Below are 14,778 nucleotides of genomic sequence, written 5' to 3'. Positions count from 1 at the left end.
GGTCACAGCGTGCCGGATGTGGCCTCGGGCTGCCCCAGGGCCTCGTCCAGCGTCGGGCGCGGCGGCAGCAGCCGCGCCGTCCCCGTGACCTTCAGGACGCGCAGGGTCAGCGGGTGGGCGCACACCAGGTGCAGCTGCCCGTCGCGTTCCAGCACCCGGCTGCGGGCCCGGTAGAGCAGACGCAGGCCCGAGCAGTCGAAGAAGTCGATGTGCCCGAGGTCGATCACGATCCGGGCGCCGGGCCGGTCCGTCACCCGGTCCAGGTACGGAGCGATCTCCGTGGCCGCCGCGATGTCGATCTCGCCGCGGAACTCCAGCACCGTGTGCCCGCGGTCCTGGTGGATGCGCAGGTGCCGGGTGAGCGGTGCGGGTTCCTGGTGCATGCCGGCGTCACCTCCCACCCGTGCCGGGTCATCCGTTCCCCGCCCAGCAAGTTACCCTCGATAGAAAGAATTTGAGCATGTTCGATTGACATATGTCTTCGACTTTGGCGCGTGTCTTCCTGTGGTGTGCGCGACAGGGTGACGACGCGTCAGGGCTACGACAGCGCCTGCCAGGCCTTGGAGAGCGCCTGACGGAACTGCTCCTCCTGGTGGGCGGTGAGCTCGGTGACCATCCGTTCCTCCAGCTCCCGCACCGGATCCGCGAATCCGGCGAGCAGCTCGCGCCCGGCGTCGGTGAGCAGGATCAGCAGCTCACGCCGGTTGCGCGGATTGCGCTCCCGCCGTATGAGCCCCCGGCCCTCCAGGGACCGGACGAGGTCGGCCATGGACTGGGCGGTGACGAACGAGTCGCGCGCCAGCTGCGCCGCCGACAGCCCGTCGTGCCGTTCGAGGACGGTGAGGGCCGTGTACTGAAGGGCCGTGATCCCCGCGGGCCTGACCAGCTCGTCCAGGCGTGCGCGCACCACGAGCTCCACCTGTTTGACCATGTAGAGCAATGAGGGGCGTATCCGTGTACCGACCATGCGCGAACCCTAGACCATTGACAGGAATCCTGTCTGTAATGAGACTGCGGACCAACAGGAATCCTGTTGGTTGAAATCTTGGCGATCTACGCTGGGGAGTGGCAATGACGACCACCATCGACACCGGCCCTGGGCAGCTGTTCATCGGCGGACAGTGGCGCGAGGCCGCCGACGGCGCCCGTACGGACGTGATCGACCCGTCCACCGGGCAGGTGGTCACCACCGTCCCGGAGGCGGGCCCCGCCGACGTCGACGCCGCCGTCCGCGCCGCCCGCGAGGCCTTCGACGGCGGCGAGTGGTCCGGGCTGAGCGGCCGCGAGCGCGGCCGGATCCTGCACCGGGTCGCCGAACTGATCCGCGAGAACGCCGATGAACTCGCCGCCCTGGAGAGCCTCGACGTCGGCAAACCGATCACGCTGTGCGGCGCGGTCGACATCACCAACGCCGCCAACGACTACGAGTACTTCGCCGCCCTCGCCCACTGTCTGGACGGCGCCACCCGCGACACCCCCCTCAACGCCCTCGCCTACACCCGGCGCGAACCCCTCGGCGTCGTCGCCGCGATCACCCCCTTCAACTTCCCGCTGATCCTGGCCGGTTCGAAGATCGGCCCGGCGCTGGCGGCCGGCAACACGGTCGTCCACAAGCCCGCCGACGAGACCCCGCTCAGCGCCCTGTTCATGGCCCGCCTGCTCCAGAAGGCCGGGGTCCCGGACGGCGTGGTCAACGTCGTCACCGGCACCGGCCCGGTGGCCGGCGAGGCACTGCTGCGCCACGGGGGCGTCGACAAGATCGCCTTTACCGGTTCCACCGCCGTCGGCCGGCACGTGGCCGGTGCCGCCGGCGAGGCCCTCAAGCCGGTCACCATGGAACTCGGCGGCAACGCCGCCCACGTCGTCTTCGAGGACGCCGACCTGGAGAAGGCGGTCGGCGCGATCATCAAGGGCTTCGTCTTCAACACCGGTCAGTTCTGCATGGGCGGCCCCCGGCTGCTGGTGGCGCGCCCGGTGTACAGCACCCTGCTCGGCATCCTCGCCGAGGCCGTCCCCGGGGTGCCGGTCGGCGACCCGCGCGACCCGGCCACCGTCGTCGGCCCCATGGCGGGGGAGCGGCACCTGAGGAAGGTCGAGGAATACGTCGCCCTGGCCCGCGAGGAAGGCGGCCGCGTCGTCTGCGGCGGCGAGCGGCTCGACCTGGACGGCGGCTACTACTACCGGCCCACCGTCCTCGCGGACCTGCCCAACGACTCCCGGGTGGTCCAGGACGAGATCTTCGGCCCGGTCCTGACCGTGCAGCCCTTCGACACCGAGGACGAGGCCGTCGCCCTCGCCAACTCCACCCCGTACGGCCTCGCCGCGGGGGTGCAGACCTCCCACCTGGCCCGCGCCCACCGCGTCGCCGGCCGCCTCCAGGCGGGCATCGTGTGGATCAACGACTGGGCGATGCTCGACCCCGCGGTGCCCTTCGGCGGGGTCAAGGACTCCGGTTTCGGCCGCGAGTACGGCCCCGAGGCCCTCGCCGCCTACACCAAGGTCAAGTCCGTCGTCGTCTCGCTCGACTGAGCGCCTGAACCAGGAGCCCCAGCGATGCCCATCCCCACCCGCGCCGCGGTCGTCGAGTCCGGCGGAGCGCCCTTCACCCTCACCGACGTCGTCCTCGACGACCCCGGCCCGCACGAGGCCGTCGTCCGGATGGCGGCGGCCGGCCTGTGCCACACCGACCTCAGCGTGGCGAGCGGCGCGTTGCCCTTCCCACTCCCGGGAGTACTGGGCCACGAGGGCGCGGGCGTGGTGGAGGCCGTCGGTTCCGCCGTCACCGGCGTGACCCCCGGCGACCACGTGGTGCTGTCCTTCACCTCCTGCGGCGCCTGCCGCAACTGCCAAGGCGGCCATCCCGCGTACTGTGCGAGCTGGCTGCCGTACAACCTGCTCGCCGGGGGCCGCGCGGACGGCACCGCCACCATCGGCCGGGCCGGGGAGCCGGTCGGCGGCCACTTCTTCGGCCAGTCCTCGTTCGCCGAGCGGGCTCTGGTGGACGAGCGCAGCCTCGTCAAGGTCGACCCGGACGTGCCACTGGCCTCGATCGCCCCGCTGGGCTGCGGGGTGCAGACCGGCGTGGGTGCCGTGTGGCACGTACTGGAGCCTCGGGCGGGCGGCGCCGTCGTGGTGCTCGGCGCCGGAGCCGTCGGCCTGTCCGCCGTGATGGCGGCGGCCCTCACCCCCGCCACCACGATCGTCGCCGTCGACCGGGTCGGTGAACGCCTCCGGCTGGCCCTCGAACTGGGTGCCACGCACACCGTCGACGCGGGGGAGGAGGACCTGGCCGCGGCGCTCGCCGACGTCACCGGCGGCCAGGGCGCCGACGGCGTCGTCGAGACCACCGGCAACGTCGGCGTCCTGCGCCAGGGCGTGGACGCGCTCGGCGCCCGCGGCACCCTGGTCGTCGTCGGCGCCCCGCCCTTCGGCACCGAGGTCTGCCTGGACGTCAACGGCCTGCTGGGCGGCAAGCGGATCGTCGGCCTGACCCTCGGCGACAGCGAGACCCAGGCCTTCATCCCGGCCCTGGTCCGGCTGGTGCGGGACGGACGGCTCCCGCTGCACCGCCTGATCAGCACCTATCCGTTCGCGGACATCGAGCAGGCGGTACGGGACATGAAGGCGGGCAAGGCGATCAAGCCCGTACTCACGTTCTGACTCAGTCCACCAGCAGCACCAGCTTCCCCGTGGTCCGGCCGGTGTCGCCGAGCGCGTGCGCCTCGGCGGCGTCGGCCAGCGGGAAGGTCCCGGCGATCGTGGCGCGCAGCTTCCCCTCCTCCACCAGCTCCGCGATCGCCTTCATGCCGCTGCGCGAGGCGTCGACGAGCATCCGGACCGCCCGTACGCCGAGCCGCTCGGCCTCCCGGCCGAAGTCGTCGGAGCCGACCGGCAGGATCGACACCACGACGCCGCCGGGGCGCAGCACGCGCAGCGAACGCGTGGAGTACTCGCCGCCGATCGTGTCCAGCACGACGTCGACGTCCTTCACGGCCTCGGCGAAATCCGTCTCCCGGTAGTCGATCGCCTCGTCCACGCCGATGGAGCGCAGGAACTCGTGCTTGCCCGCGCTCGCGGTGCCGATCACGTACGCGCCGCGTGCCTTGGCGATCTGCACGGCCACGTGGCCGACGCCGCCGGCCGCCGCGTGGATCAGCACCCGCTGACCGGGCCGCACCTCCGCCGTCTCGACCAGCGCCTGCCAGGCGGTGAGGGAGACCAGCGGCAGGGCGCCCGCCTGGGTGTGGTCCACGGAGGCCGGCTTGTGCGCGAAGGCGCGGGCCGGGCCGGTGACGTACTCGGCGTGCGAGCCGTGCCCGAACGGGTAGGGCAGCATGCCGAAGACCTCGTCGCCGGGCGCGAAGGCGGCGACGCCGATGCCGACCGCCTCCACCACGCCGGAGACGTCCCAGCCCAGCACGAAGGGCGGCTCGCCCAGGAAACCGCCGGTGGCGCGGTGCTTCCAGTCGGTCGGGTTCACCCCGGCGGCACGCACCCGCACCAGCACCTCGTTCGGCCCGGGCGCGGGCCGCTCCAACTCCACTTCCTTGAGGACCTCGGGTCCGCCGAGGACGTCCTGACCGATCGCACGCATGGTGTTCACATGGCTCATGGTGAACCAGCCTGCCCGGCTCCGGCCGCACAGGAAATGGCATGATTGCCAACATCCGATAAGATCGTGCCATGCGTGGTGAGCGGAGCAAGGAACGGGTCGTGGTCCTGGCCCTCGACGGCGTCTACCCCTTCGAACTGGGCATCCCCAGCCGGATCCTGGGCGCGGCGGACGGCCGGTACGAGGTGCTGACCTGCACGGTCGACGGCGCACCGGTGCGCACCGCGGCGGACTTCTCGGTCACCGTCGAGCACGGCCCCGAGATCATCGACACCGCCGACACGGTGATCATCACGTCCATCACGCCCACCCACATCCCGGACGTGCTGCCCGAGGCCGTCACCGCCGCGCTCGCCCGGATCCCGGAGCGCGCACGCGTGGTCTCCATCTGCACGGGCGCCTTCGTGCTCGCCGCCGCCGGGCTGCTCGACGGGCGCCGGGCCACCACGCACTGGCAGGTCGCCGACGGCTTCCGCCGGCTCTTCCCGCGCGTCACCCTCGACCCGGACGTGCTCTTCGTCGAGGACGGCCGGTTCCTCACCTCGGCGGGCGCCGCCTCCGGCGTCGACATCTGCCTGCACCTCGTGCGTTCCGACCACGGCAGCGAACTCGCCAACACCGTCGCCCGGCGCTGCGTGGTCCCGCCCTTCCGGGACGGCGGCCAGGCCCAGTACATCGAGCAGCCGGTCCCCGACTCCGGCGCGGCGAGCACGGCCGCCACTCGCGCCTGGGCCCTGGAACGCCTCGGCGAACCCCTCACCCTCGCCGAGCTCGCCGGCCACGCCCGGATGAGCCTGCGCACCTTCGCCCGCCGCTTCGGCGACGAGGTGGGCCTCAGCCCCGGCCGCTGGCTGATCCAGCAGCGCGTGGTCCGGGCCCGGCACCTGCTGGAGTCCAGCGACCTGTCGGTGGACCAGATCGCGGGCGAGGTCGGCTTCGCCACCGGCGCCTCCCTCCGCCAGCATCTGCACGCGGCGATCGGGGTGTCACCGCAGGCGTACCGGCGGACGTTCCAGACGGCCCGCTGAAGGACTCCGCACGCCGCGTGAGTGTCGCGGAAGTCACCGGCTGCGGTGCAGGGCCACCAGCAACTGCCAGACCTGGTCGGCGACTTCCTCCGGGCCCGCCTCCAGCAGCCCGTGCAGCCAGTCGGCGAGGACACCGGCGAAGGTCGCGGCCACGGCCGAGGCGACGAGCGGGGCGTCGGCCGCGCCCGCCCGTTCGCGCTCGGCCAGGCTGCGGGCCCTGAGGTCCCGGTGCAGGACGTGCCCGAGCGGTCCGCCGCCGCCCGGCGTGAGCAGCGTGCGGTAGAGGGCGGCGTGCGGGGCGAGGCCCGCGAAGAACGCCGGCAGGGCCGGCGGGGCGTGCACCGGGTCGGGCCGGCCGCGCCACGCGTGCAGCGCCTCGACCGCCTCCCGTACGACGTCCGCGCAGGCGTCGACGGCCAGCGCCTCCAGACCGTCGTAGTGCACGTAGAACGTGGCCCGGCCCACCCCGGCCCGGCGCACCAGCGCCGCCACGCCGACCTCCGCCAGCGGCCGCTCGGCGCACTCCGCCAGCAGGGCCGCGCGCAGCCGCGCCCGGGTGCGGGCGGCCCGCGGGTCCTCGGGCGCGGGCCGGGTCACCGGGCGGCCAGCACGGCGGCCAGGGCGAGCGCGCCGGGCAGCGCCTGGGCGAACAGGATGCGCCGGTTGGCCGTGGCCGCCCCGAACACGCCGGCGACGACCACGCAGCACAGGAAGAACACCTGCGCGTCGGAGCCCGTCGGGTCGCCCGCGACCAGCCCCCACACCAGACCGGCCGCGAGGAAGCCGTTGTAGAGCCCCTGGTTCGCGGCCATCGGCGCGGTCGCCCGTGCCATCTCGGCGTCGAAGCCGTGCAGCGCCCGGCCGGGCTTCTTCTGCCACAGGAACACCTCCAGCACCAGGATGTACCCGTGCAGGGCCGCCACCAGGCCGACCAGTGTTCTCGCCACGATGTCCACGACCAGTGGGCTCCTTCGTCTCCGCTGCCAGAGTTGGACAGGTGTCCACCATAGCTGGACACCTGTCCAGGAATCCACTCCGCCCGCTCCTGTCGGAGAGTGACCGAACCCTCACCTGCGCGCGACCGTGCGGTTGATCCTTTGGGCTTCAAACCCGATAAGCTCCAGTCCGGCACTGCGAGTTGACGTGCACACCCCCCTGTTCGGATCGTGTTCCCTTTTGAAGGATGCAGATGGAACTCGCCACTCCGCCACCGGCGGCGCGGGCCCCTGTCGCCTGGTACAGCTGGTGGCTGATGCCCCTGGCCTTAGGAGGCGGGACGGTTGCCGCCACCTTCATGAGCTCGGAGGGCGTCACCGCCGCCGTGGCCGGCGCCGCCGCGACCGCCGCCGGCTCCGTGTGCGTACGGCTGCTGATCCGCTCCCAGCGGCAACTGCGCCGCGCCGAGGGCGACCACCGCACCTCGCAGGCCGAGCACTCCTTGCAGTGGCAGCAGCATGTCGCCGCTCTGGAACGGAAGTTCGGCGCCGAGCGCGCCTCCCTGGAGGCACAGCTGACCGAGCAGGCCGCCGCGTACGACGCCCGGCTCGCCGAACAGCAGACCGCCTACGACACCCGACTGACCGAGCAGGCGCGGGCGTACGAGCAGCGGATCGCCGACACGGCCAAGTCGTACGAGGACCGGCTCGCCGACGGGGCCGAGGCGTGGCAGGAGGAACTCGCCCACCAGCGCGAGGCGGTCGCCCGGCTCGCCGAGGAGCAGCTGCCCGAGGCGCTGGCCCGGCTGCGGGCCGGCGACGCCGTCGACGACCTGCTGCCCGCGGTGAACCAGGGCGCGAAGGTCGACGCCGGACTCCAGGCCGATCTGCGCCGGATCCTGCGGACCTCGCTGATCGGCGTCGAGGAGGAGTTCAACCGCTCCACCTCCGCCGAGCAGGCCGTCATCAGCATCGGCAACCGCATCCACATCCTGACCGGCAAACTCCGTGGCCGGCTGCACGAGATGCAGGGCGAGCACGGGCGGCTGCCCGCCGTCGCCCGGGGCCTGATGGAACTCGACCAGGAGCTCGGCCCGGCGGACTCGCTCGCCGCCAGCATCGGCGTGCTCGGCGGCTCGGACCGGCCCGGACGGCAGTGGCAGGAGCCGCAGCGGCTGCTCAGCGTGGTCCGCGGCGGCATCGGCCGGATCAAGGACTTCCACCGGGTCGAGGTGCGCCATCTGCCCGAACTCGGCGTCGACGGCGGTCTGGTGGACCACCTCACCCTGGTCTTCGCCCACCTCCTGGACAACGCCGCCCGCTACTCTCCGCCCACCGAGCCGGTCGTCGTCTCCGGCAAGGAGGTGCCGAACGGCGTCGGCATCGAGATCCAGGACTCCGGCAAGGGACTGAGCGAGGAGAAGAAGCGCGAGGCCGAGCAGTGCCTCTCGGGCACCGCTGCCGGTCCCGGCCTCGGCGGCATCTCGGAGGACGCCAACATCGGCCTGCGCGTGGTCGGTACCCTCGCCCGCCGCTACGGCATCCGGGTCACCTTCGCCGACTCGCCCTGGCTCGGCACCTCGGTGGTCGTCGTGGTTCCGCACAAGTACTTCAGCCCCCTCGCAGCGCCCGCCCCGACCCTGGCGGCCGCCCCGGCGCCCGTCCAGGCAACCACCACCCCGGCCGTCGCGACCGCCCCGGACACCTCGGCCGCTCCGGCAGACTCCGCCGACGCGGTGGACACCACGCCCGGCGGCCTGCCCCGGCGCCGCAGCAGGCGCCGCGAGCCGGAGGAACGAGACCGGGCGGAGCCCACCTCGCGCCCCGAGCCGTCCTCCGTCACCGCCGTCCCCCCGGACGCGTCCTTCGCGGGCCTGGCGGCCTTCGCCACGGCGGGCCGCGAGCCCGGCGGAGCCGAACCCGCGCGGCAATCCCCGGAGGCGGACACACCGAACACCACACGCGAGCCCGCCGGACGCGAGTCCACCGAGCACCGAGGCGAAGAGAGCGACCAGTCCACATGACGCAACAGGGAACCGACGTGAGCTGGGCGCTCCGCGATCTGGTGGAGAGCATCCCGGAGATCCGCTTCGCCCTGGTGGCCTCCAGCGACGGGAAGGCCATCACCTCCTTTGGCGCCGAAGACCCCGACGACGTGGACCGCTTCGCGGCCGTGGTGGCCGGCCTCCAGGCCCTGGCCCAGCCGGTCGCCGAGCAGTTCCCCACGTACGCGGGACAGCTGCGGCTCGCGATGATCGAGGTCGACGGCGGTCATCTGTTCGTCGTACGGGCGGGTGTCGAGACGTATCTCGGCGTACTCGCCCGCGAAGGCCTCGACCAGGGCCTGCTCGGACACCAGATGAGGGATCTGGCCCGCCGGATGGGCGAGCTCCTCGGCACCACTCCGCGCCGGGAGGAGCACTCTGGATGAGTGCCCCCCGCCGGCCCATGGACCCGGCCGGTCTCGAGCGCTACTACGTCCTCACCGGGGGGCGCAGCGGACCGGGCGGGTCGGCGTCGAGTCTCGACGTGGCGACCCTCGTCGTCTCCCGCACCAGCCCCTCGCCGGGCATGCAGCACGAGCACGGGGAGATACTCCGGCGCTGCCGTGATCCGCTGTCGGTGGCCGAACTGGGCGCCCACCTCGGACTGCCCTTCAACATTCTCGCGGTGCTGTTGGCGGATCTGCTGGACGCAGGCCGTATTGAAGCCCGTGATCCCATCCCGGCGCACCACGCCGGCCGCGGGCCCGACCTCGCGCTCCTCCAGGAGGTACTCAGTGGACTGGAAAGGCTTTGACCATCCCGGTGAACCGGCCGCCGGGGGCACCCGCTCGGTCAAGGTGATGATCGCCGGCGGGTTCGGCACGGGAAAGACCACCATGGTCCGCTCCGTCAGTGACATCAAGCCGCTCACCACCGAGGAGACCCTCACCCAGGCCAGCGTCGAGGACGACCACCTCATCGGCGTCGCCGACAAGGCCGAGACCACCGTCAGCCTGGACTTCGGCAAGATCAGCCTCAACGACAGCCTGATGCTGTACCTGTTCGGCACCCCCGGCCAGGAACGCTTCTGGTTCCTGTGGAACGGCCTGTTCAAAGGGGCGCTCGGCGCGGTGGTCCTGGTGGACACCCGCCGCCTGGCCTCCAGTTTCCGGGCGATCGAGGAGATGGAGCGGCAGAACGTGCCCTTCGTCATCGCGCTGAACATCTTCCCCGACTCCAAGGAGCACCCGGTCGAGGAGATCCGGGACGCCCTGGACATCTCCCCAAACATCCCGGTCGTGGCGTGCGACGCCCGTGACCGGGCCGCCAGCCGGGACGTACTGATCGCCCTGATACGTCATTTGCAGGATCGCTCCGCCGTCGCACTGGAGCCCCGATGAACGACCGGAACCTCGACAGTCCCGACGCCCCCCGCGGCTGCCCGGCCGCCCACGGTCCGGCCGAACCGGCCCGGTTGTACGGGCCCGAGGCGGCCACCGACCCGCTCGGCATCTACGAGCGGCTGCGCAAGGAGCACGGCCCCGTCGCGCCGGTGCTGCTGGAGGGCGACATCCCCGCCTGGCTGGTGCTGGGCTACCGGGACAGCCGACGGGTGCTCGACAACCCCCGCCAGTTCGCCCGGGACGCCCGGAACTGGCGGGACTGGCGGGAGGGCCGGATCGCGGAGAACTCTCCGCTGGTTCCGATGCTCGGCTGGCGCCCCGACTGTGTGTCCCAGGACGGCGAGGCGCACCGCAGGCTGCGCGGCGCCGTCAACGACGTGCTTCAGGATGCGGCCGGCCGCGGCATCCGGCGCCACGCCACGCACTTCGCCAACAAGCAGATCGACGGGTTCGCGGCCAACGGCCGCGCCGACCTGGTGGCGGACTACGCCGACTATGTGCCGATGCTCGTGATGACCCGCATTCTGGGGCTGGCCGAGGCGGAGGGGCGCCGGCTGGTCGAGTCCTGCGCCCAGGTGCTCAAGGGCGGCGAGGACGCCGTGGTGCACGATGGCGTGATCAGGGAGATCTTCGGTGAACTCGCCGAGCGCAGGCGGTCCGAACCCGGCTCCGACCTCGCCACCGGTCTGCTGAGGCATCACGCGGCCCTCGACCACGACGAGGTCGTCCACCACCTGCGCGTGGTGCTGATCGCCGCACACGTCACGACCAACCTGCTGGCCCGGGTGCTGGAGCTGGTCCTGACCGACGCCTCCCGGCTCTCCGGGCTGATCAGCGGTCAGCTGAACATCTCGGCGGTGGTGGAGGAGGCCATGTGGAACTCTCCGCCGCTGGCCGTCCTGCCGGGGCGCTTCGCCGCCAGCGACGTCGAACTGGGCGGGCACCGCATCGAGGAGGGCGACCTGCTCGTTCTCGGTCTCGCCCCGGGGAACCTCGACCCCGAGGTCCGACCGGACCCGGGTGTCTCGGTGCAGGGCAACCAGGCGCACCTGGCGTTCGGCGCGGGCCCGCACGAATGCCCGGGGCAGAACATCGGGCAGTCCATGATCGAGATTGCGGTGGACGTCCTGCTGCACCGGCTGCCGGGCCTGCGGCTGGCCGTGCCGGCGGATGAGCTCACCACGACCGCCTCCACCTGGGATTCCCGGCTGGACAGGCTGCCGGTCGAGTTCCCGGTGTGAGCACGCCGCTGCCCGGTCGGCAACCCGACCGGGCAGCGCCGCTGCCCCGTTGATCCAGTGCTGGACAGGCGTCAGCCGTCGAGCCAGTCGCCTGTGACGCCCGTGGGACGGTATCCGGTGGCGTTCCAGAGGAAATGCGGGTGGGCGCAGCCGAACATGTAGGCGAGCAGTGCGGTGTCCTCCCTCCCGGTTCGAGGGTCGTACATGGTGTGGAAGTACTCACATCCGACTGCGCCGGCGTCCTGCTGGATCTGACGAGCGCGGTCCTGGGACGACTCGGCCATGGATGCCTCCACGGCCGCGATGTAGGTGCGGCGCAGGATCTCCCATGTCCGGTCGGTGTTGCCGTGCCAGGGGCCGTGCAGTGCTTCGAAGGCGTGGAGCTCGGCGTCGAAGAGGGGCCAGGTCCGGGGGAACTGGGCTCGGCAGCGTGCGGACAGCTCAGCGGTCAGGGTGCTCAGGGCCGGCGCGGTGGGCCGCGGGCTGATGGTGAGGGTGGTGCCGTGGGTGAGGATGCCGGTGCACGCGTCGGGCTGAAGGTCACACAGCGGGCACGCCTCGGCCGGGGGAAGGCCCTGGGTGATGCCGTCGAACCACAGCGCGTGGCGGCCCGTGAGCCCCATCCAGACGACGGTGCTGGGCATCAGCCAGGTGTTCCACATCGAGGAGTGCGCTTCGGGCGTGCAGCCGTACTTGATGAGGGCGATGGTGCAGGCGGCATAGAGGGCCTTGGTGTGGGTGGGCATGTCGGCGAGCCAGAAATTGCTGATCTCGCCGGTCAGCGCGTCGACTCGTACGTCGGCGATGTCGTCGATGACGCGGCACAGCAGCAGGGAGGCGAGGTGTTCCTCCTGCCAGAGTTCGGTGTCGGGCGAGACGTGCCAGAAAAGGCAGTCCAGCATCTGCAGGGCCGAGTAGGTGCTCTGGCTGAGCGGGTTGGTCTGGGGGAGCGTGACGTTGCCGGCGTGGTGCTGCTGGAGCCAGTACTCGTCGGCGGATCGCTTGTGGGCCGCGTAGAGTCCGCAGACCAGCGCCCGTGCGCTGTTGGTGCTGAAACTCTCGGCCAGGCGGCCTTCGACGAGCTGGGTGACACGCGTGGTGTCGATGGTGTCGATCACGCGTTTGTATTCGTGGAAGAGGAGGATGTCGTCTTCGAAGCGGTGGCGCAGGCCCAGGTCTCGTTCGAGGTCGTTCATCACCCGGACCACGGACCAGCCACCGGTCAGGACACTGTCGAGTTCCTCGCGGTACGGCCAGGTCTTCACCGTGAGGGGATGACCGGCGCTCTGCCGCCAACTGTAGTCACCCAGCGTGCGTGCGGGGGGCGTGGGCAGCAGACGGCACAGTGGGCAGGCGCAGGCGGCCGTCTGCTCCTCCTCGCGCGGCGGGGCGAGCGCCCGGCTCCGCCAGGCCCCTTCCAGCATCATGCAGGTCAGTCGGCAGACCTCGATGTCGGTGCTGACTTGGGGGAAGGCCGCCTCGATCATGCGCAGGCTGGTGTCGAGTCGCCTCAACCTGGCATGGCCCTCCTCGTCGGGCGGGAGGAACGCGCGTTGCGCCAGTCGGAGGGCTCCCTCCACATGCAGCGTGGTGCCGGCGTGGGGGGATATGAGTGCGTCCAGCCGCCGCCGAGCAGCGTTCTGGCAGCTTCGGTGCTGCTCCGTGCTCCCCTTGATGCGTTCCACCAAGAGGCGGGCCAGGGTGTTCCCCGCCTCCGTGGGCTGGAGCGGGGCGCTCGGCTGCGCCGGGAGCAAACTGCCGACGGACGCCTTCGGAACAGCACCTACGACTCGAGATTTCACACCGGTCTCCTTCAAGCTGTGGTCATGGCAACGGAATCGATCGCTGTGCCTGCCGCTACGGCCCCGCCGAGCAGCCGGACTCACGCGACCGGCTCCGGCTCCCGCTGCGAACGACCGCGACGGGCACGACTGCTGTGCTGACGGCCGAGGAAGTGGAGCGGCATCGCCGCCTCAGCTGTGTTGATCAGGAAGCACTCGCGGCCCATCAGAGGTGGCGCGCCCCAGGCCCATGTCCTCAGGCATAGACGTCCTTCCGGAATACGGAACGCAGAGCCCCCGCCCCTGCGAACGGGCGGCCCGATCGGCCGCCCGCGCACTCGAACTCCGCTTCCTGGCCGGAAAGTTGCGCCGAGAAGCGTTACGAGGCTGCCCAGAGCGTAAATGATCTACACGGCGACCCGGCCGTGATATGAGTTACTGCCCACACCTCATGAGTCGCGTACAATCCCACAACTCCCAAGGAGCACAAGGCAGATGACTCCACCGCCCGCCCGCAGCGCCGAGCAGCGCAAGCGGGACACCCTGCACCGGCTCGAGCACGACGTGGACGCGTGGGTCGCCACCGCAGGTGCCGACGGAGGAGCGCCGTACCTCGTGCCGCTGTCCTTCCTCTGGGACGGGGCGGCCCTGCTCGTCGCCACCCCGGCCGCGAGCCCCACAGGCCGCAACCTGGCGGCCACCGGCACGACACGGGTGGGCATCGGGCCCACCCGGGACGTCGTCATGATCGAGGGGACCGTCGAGACCCTGGAATCCGCCGAGTTGGCCGAGGGGGAGGCCGAACTCTTCGCCGGCAGAACCGGTTTCGACCCGCGCGGGCTCAAGACCCGCTACCTGTACTTCCGGATCCGGCCGCAGCGGGTGCAGGCCTGGCGCGAGGCCGACGAACTGGACGGGCGCGACCTGATGCGCGACGGGAAGTGGCTGGTGGCCGACTGAATCCGCGGGGCGGGGATATCCGCAGGGGAGGGTCTCTCTCATCCCCCCGGACTCATCCCCACGGAGGAAGCGATGACACTGGTGAAAGCGGGCGTTGTGGTGCTCGACTGCGCCGAGCCCGAGAAACTCGCCGCGTTCTACAAGGAGTTGCTGGAGGGCGAGGAGACGGCCGCGTCCGCCAACCTGGTGGAGATCAGGGGGGCCGACGGGGCCCGGCTGGCGTTCCGCCGGGACGTGAACGCGACCCCGCCGAGCTGGCCGCGCCCCGAGAACTCCCTCCAGCTCCACCTGGACTTCCTCGTGGAGGACCTCGACGAGGCCGAGCGCAGGGTGGTCGGGCTCGGCGGCCGGCCCATCGACACCAAGGACGCGGCCGGGCCGTACGAGGAACGAGGCTACGCCGACCCGGCCGGACACTCCTTCACCCTGCGCCTGATGCCTCCCACCGCCCCGAAGCAGGGCTGAGAACCTGTGGGGACGTCAGGCGCCGGTCCGCCTCCGGCGGGTCAGTCCCGGCCGCCCTTCTCGGACGCCGGCCACACCCCCGTCGAGCGTTCGATGGCCTTGGCCCCGGTGCGGTCCACGGCGCTGCGCACCACCGCGAAGATGGCGCCCTGGACCGCCGCGGCCAGCAGGATCTCGCCCCAGCCGCGGTCCTCGTCCAGCGCGTCGGGCGCGTCGTCCTCGTGCCGGATGGCCTTCCACGCCTGGCGGAAGGCCATCCCGGCCAGCGCTCCGCCCGCCCAGCTCAGCACGAATCCGACGGGCTGGTAGGCGAGGGGCAGCTTCTTCTTCTTCTTGGCCACGTGTGAACTCCTTCGTTGCGATGTGTG

The 14,778-nt window shown here is 71.6% G+C and carries 17 protein-coding genes; 10 read left to right on the top strand and 7 right to left on the bottom strand.

The genetic code is table 11. The features are described from left to right. Positions 1–2 precede the first annotated feature (2 nt). Together ACFY01_RS01185 and ACFY01_RS01180 are read right to left on the bottom strand one after the other, a co-directional pair. A complete protein-coding gene (locus ACFY01_RS01185) occupies positions 3–383 on the bottom strand; it encodes an anti-sigma factor antagonist (protein WP_390733526.1) in 381 nt (126 codons plus the stop codon). Between the two features lie 155 nt (positions 384–538). Then, positions 539–967, bottom strand: coding sequence for a MarR family winged helix-turn-helix transcriptional regulator (locus tag ACFY01_RS01180; protein WP_390733525.1), 429 nt, complete (start codon positions 965–967; stop codon positions 539–541). A gap of 104 nt (positions 968–1,071) precedes the next feature. Here ACFY01_RS01180 and ACFY01_RS01175 point away from each other — a divergent pair, with 104 nt between their 5' ends. Together ACFY01_RS01175 and ACFY01_RS01170 are read left to right on the top strand one after the other, a co-directional pair. Further along, the gene (locus tag ACFY01_RS01175) at positions 1,072–2,529 is read left to right on the top strand and encodes an aldehyde dehydrogenase family protein (protein ID WP_390733524.1); all 1,458 of its coding nucleotides are present in this window, start codon (positions 1,072–1,074) and stop codon (positions 2,527–2,529) included. A 24-nt stretch (positions 2,530–2,553) separates the two neighbouring features. Then, the gene (locus tag ACFY01_RS01170; protein ID WP_390733523.1) at positions 2,554–3,660 is read left to right on the top strand and encodes an NAD(P)-dependent alcohol dehydrogenase; all 1,107 of its coding nucleotides are present in this window, start codon (positions 2,554–2,556) and stop codon (positions 3,658–3,660) included. A gap of 1 nt (position 3,661) precedes the next feature. Here the strand turns inward: ACFY01_RS01170 and ACFY01_RS01165 are convergent, their stop codons facing one another. Beyond that, a complete protein-coding gene (locus ACFY01_RS01165) occupies positions 3,662–4,612 on the bottom strand; it encodes an NADP-dependent oxidoreductase (RefSeq protein ID WP_390733522.1) in 951 nt (316 codons plus the stop codon). A gap of 71 nt (positions 4,613–4,683) precedes the next feature. Here ACFY01_RS01165 and ACFY01_RS01160 point away from each other — a divergent pair, with 71 nt between their 5' ends. Further along, a complete protein-coding gene (locus ACFY01_RS01160; RefSeq protein WP_390733521.1) occupies positions 4,684–5,640 on the top strand; it encodes a GlxA family transcriptional regulator in 957 nt (318 codons plus the stop codon). Between the two features lie 33 nt (positions 5,641–5,673). Here ACFY01_RS01160 and ACFY01_RS01155 read toward each other — a convergent pair whose 3' ends face one another. Next, the gene (locus tag ACFY01_RS01155; RefSeq protein ID WP_390733520.1) at positions 5,674–6,237 is read right to left on the bottom strand and encodes a TetR/AcrR family transcriptional regulator; all 564 of its coding nucleotides are present in this window, start codon (positions 6,235–6,237) and stop codon (positions 5,674–5,676) included. Beyond that, on the bottom strand, positions 6,234–6,596 hold the full coding sequence (locus tag ACFY01_RS01150) for a DUF1304 domain-containing protein (RefSeq protein ID WP_390733519.1): 363 nt from the start codon (positions 6,594–6,596) through the stop codon (positions 6,234–6,236). The genes ACFY01_RS01155 and ACFY01_RS01150 overlap by 4 nt, the downstream gene beginning before the upstream one ends. A 233-nt stretch (positions 6,597–6,829) precedes the next feature. Between ACFY01_RS01150 and ACFY01_RS01145 the strand changes: the two genes are divergently transcribed. The 5 genes from ACFY01_RS01145 to ACFY01_RS01125 are packed head-to-tail and all read left to right on the top strand — an operon-like array spanning position 6,830 to position 11,204. Further along, positions 6,830–8,599 (top strand): ATP-binding protein, encoded by a 1,770-nt coding sequence (locus tag ACFY01_RS01145; protein ID WP_390733518.1) that lies wholly within the window; start codon positions 6,830–6,832, stop codon positions 8,597–8,599. Continuing rightward, positions 8,596–9,006: a roadblock/LC7 domain-containing protein gene (locus ACFY01_RS01140; RefSeq protein ID WP_390733517.1), complete on the top strand. Its 411-nt coding sequence runs from the start codon at positions 8,596–8,598 to the stop codon at positions 9,004–9,006. The genes ACFY01_RS01145 and ACFY01_RS01140 overlap by 4 nt, the downstream gene beginning before the upstream one ends. Next, positions 9,003–9,374: a DUF742 domain-containing protein gene (locus tag ACFY01_RS01135; RefSeq protein ID WP_390733516.1), complete on the top strand. Its 372-nt coding sequence runs from the start codon at positions 9,003–9,005 to the stop codon at positions 9,372–9,374. The genes ACFY01_RS01140 and ACFY01_RS01135 overlap by 4 nt, the downstream gene beginning before the upstream one ends. After that, a complete protein-coding gene (locus ACFY01_RS01130) occupies positions 9,355–9,960 on the top strand; it encodes an ATP/GTP-binding protein (protein WP_390733515.1) in 606 nt (201 codons plus the stop codon). Before ACFY01_RS01135 ends, ACFY01_RS01130 begins: the two co-directional genes overlap by 20 nt. After that, positions 9,957–11,204 carry a cytochrome P450 gene (locus ACFY01_RS01125; protein ID WP_390733514.1) on the top strand — a complete coding sequence of 416 codons (1,248 nt, stop codon included), beginning with the start codon at positions 9,957–9,959 and terminating at the stop codon, positions 11,202–11,204. Before ACFY01_RS01130 ends, ACFY01_RS01125 begins: the two co-directional genes overlap by 4 nt. Positions 11,205–11,275: 71 nt before the next feature. On the opposite strand, the gene ACFY01_RS01120 is transcribed toward ACFY01_RS01125, so the two are convergent. After that, positions 11,276–12,718: a hypothetical protein gene (locus ACFY01_RS01120; RefSeq protein WP_390733513.1), complete on the bottom strand. Its 1,443-nt coding sequence runs from the start codon at positions 12,716–12,718 to the stop codon at positions 11,276–11,278. Between the two features lie 762 nt (positions 12,719–13,480). On the opposite strand from ACFY01_RS01120, the gene ACFY01_RS01115 reads away from it, so the two are divergent. Further along, positions 13,481–13,945 carry a pyridoxamine 5'-phosphate oxidase family protein gene (locus ACFY01_RS01115; RefSeq protein WP_390733512.1) on the top strand — a complete coding sequence of 155 codons (465 nt, stop codon included), beginning with the start codon at positions 13,481–13,483 and terminating at the stop codon, positions 13,943–13,945. Positions 13,946–14,017: 72 nt separating this feature from the next. Next, the gene (locus ACFY01_RS01110; protein WP_390733511.1) at positions 14,018–14,410 is read left to right on the top strand and encodes a VOC family protein; all 393 of its coding nucleotides are present in this window, start codon (positions 14,018–14,020) and stop codon (positions 14,408–14,410) included. A 41-nt stretch (positions 14,411–14,451) separates the two neighbouring features. Here ACFY01_RS01110 and ACFY01_RS01105 read toward each other — a convergent pair whose 3' ends face one another. Then, the gene (locus ACFY01_RS01105) at positions 14,452–14,751 is read right to left on the bottom strand and encodes a DUF4235 domain-containing protein (RefSeq protein ID WP_390733510.1); all 300 of its coding nucleotides are present in this window, start codon (positions 14,749–14,751) and stop codon (positions 14,452–14,454) included. Positions 14,752–14,778 lie beyond the last annotated feature (27 nt).

The organism is Streptomyces sp. NPDC001480 (assembly GCF_042894725.1).
GTDB lineage: Bacteria > Actinomycetota > Actinomycetes > Streptomycetales > Streptomycetaceae > Streptomyces.
Note: the sequence above shows the minus strand (reverse complement) of the source record. Positions and strands in the feature narration are given on the sequence as shown.

Excerpts from the sequence above, each read along its gene's own strand:
- ACFY01_RS01160 (WP_390733521.1), top strand. The coding sequence starts at position 4,684 with ATGCGTGGTGAGCGGAGCAAGGAACGGGTCGTGGTCCTGGCCCTCGAC.
- ACFY01_RS01115 (WP_390733512.1), top strand. The coding sequence starts at position 13,481 with ATGACTCCACCGCCCGCCCGCAGCGCCGAGCAGCGCAAGCGGGACACC.
- ACFY01_RS01140 (WP_390733517.1), top strand. The coding sequence starts at position 8,596 with ATGACGCAACAGGGAACCGACGTGAGCTGGGCGCTCCGCGATCTGGTG.
- ACFY01_RS01170 (WP_390733523.1), top strand. The coding sequence starts at position 2,554 with ATGCCCATCCCCACCCGCGCCGCGGTCGTCGAGTCCGGCGGAGCGCCC.
- ACFY01_RS01125 (WP_390733514.1), top strand. The coding sequence starts at position 9,957 with ATGAACGACCGGAACCTCGACAGTCCCGACGCCCCCCGCGGCTGCCCG.
- ACFY01_RS01185 (WP_390733526.1), bottom strand. The coding sequence starts at position 383 with ATGCACCAGGAACCCGCACCGCTCACCCGGCACCTGCGCATCCACCAG.
- ACFY01_RS01135 (WP_390733516.1), top strand. The coding sequence starts at position 9,003 with ATGAGTGCCCCCCGCCGGCCCATGGACCCGGCCGGTCTCGAGCGCTAC.
- ACFY01_RS01180 (WP_390733525.1), bottom strand. The coding sequence starts at position 967 with ATGGTCGGTACACGGATACGCCCCTCATTGCTCTACATGGTCAAACAG.
- ACFY01_RS01175 (WP_390733524.1), top strand. The coding sequence starts at position 1,072 with ATGACGACCACCATCGACACCGGCCCTGGGCAGCTGTTCATCGGCGGA.
- ACFY01_RS01110 (WP_390733511.1), top strand. The coding sequence starts at position 14,018 with ATGACACTGGTGAAAGCGGGCGTTGTGGTGCTCGACTGCGCCGAGCCC.
- ACFY01_RS01165 (WP_390733522.1), bottom strand. The coding sequence starts at position 4,612 with ATGAGCCATGTGAACACCATGCGTGCGATCGGTCAGGACGTCCTCGGC.
- ACFY01_RS01145 (WP_390733518.1), top strand. The coding sequence starts at position 6,830 with ATGGAACTCGCCACTCCGCCACCGGCGGCGCGGGCCCCTGTCGCCTGG.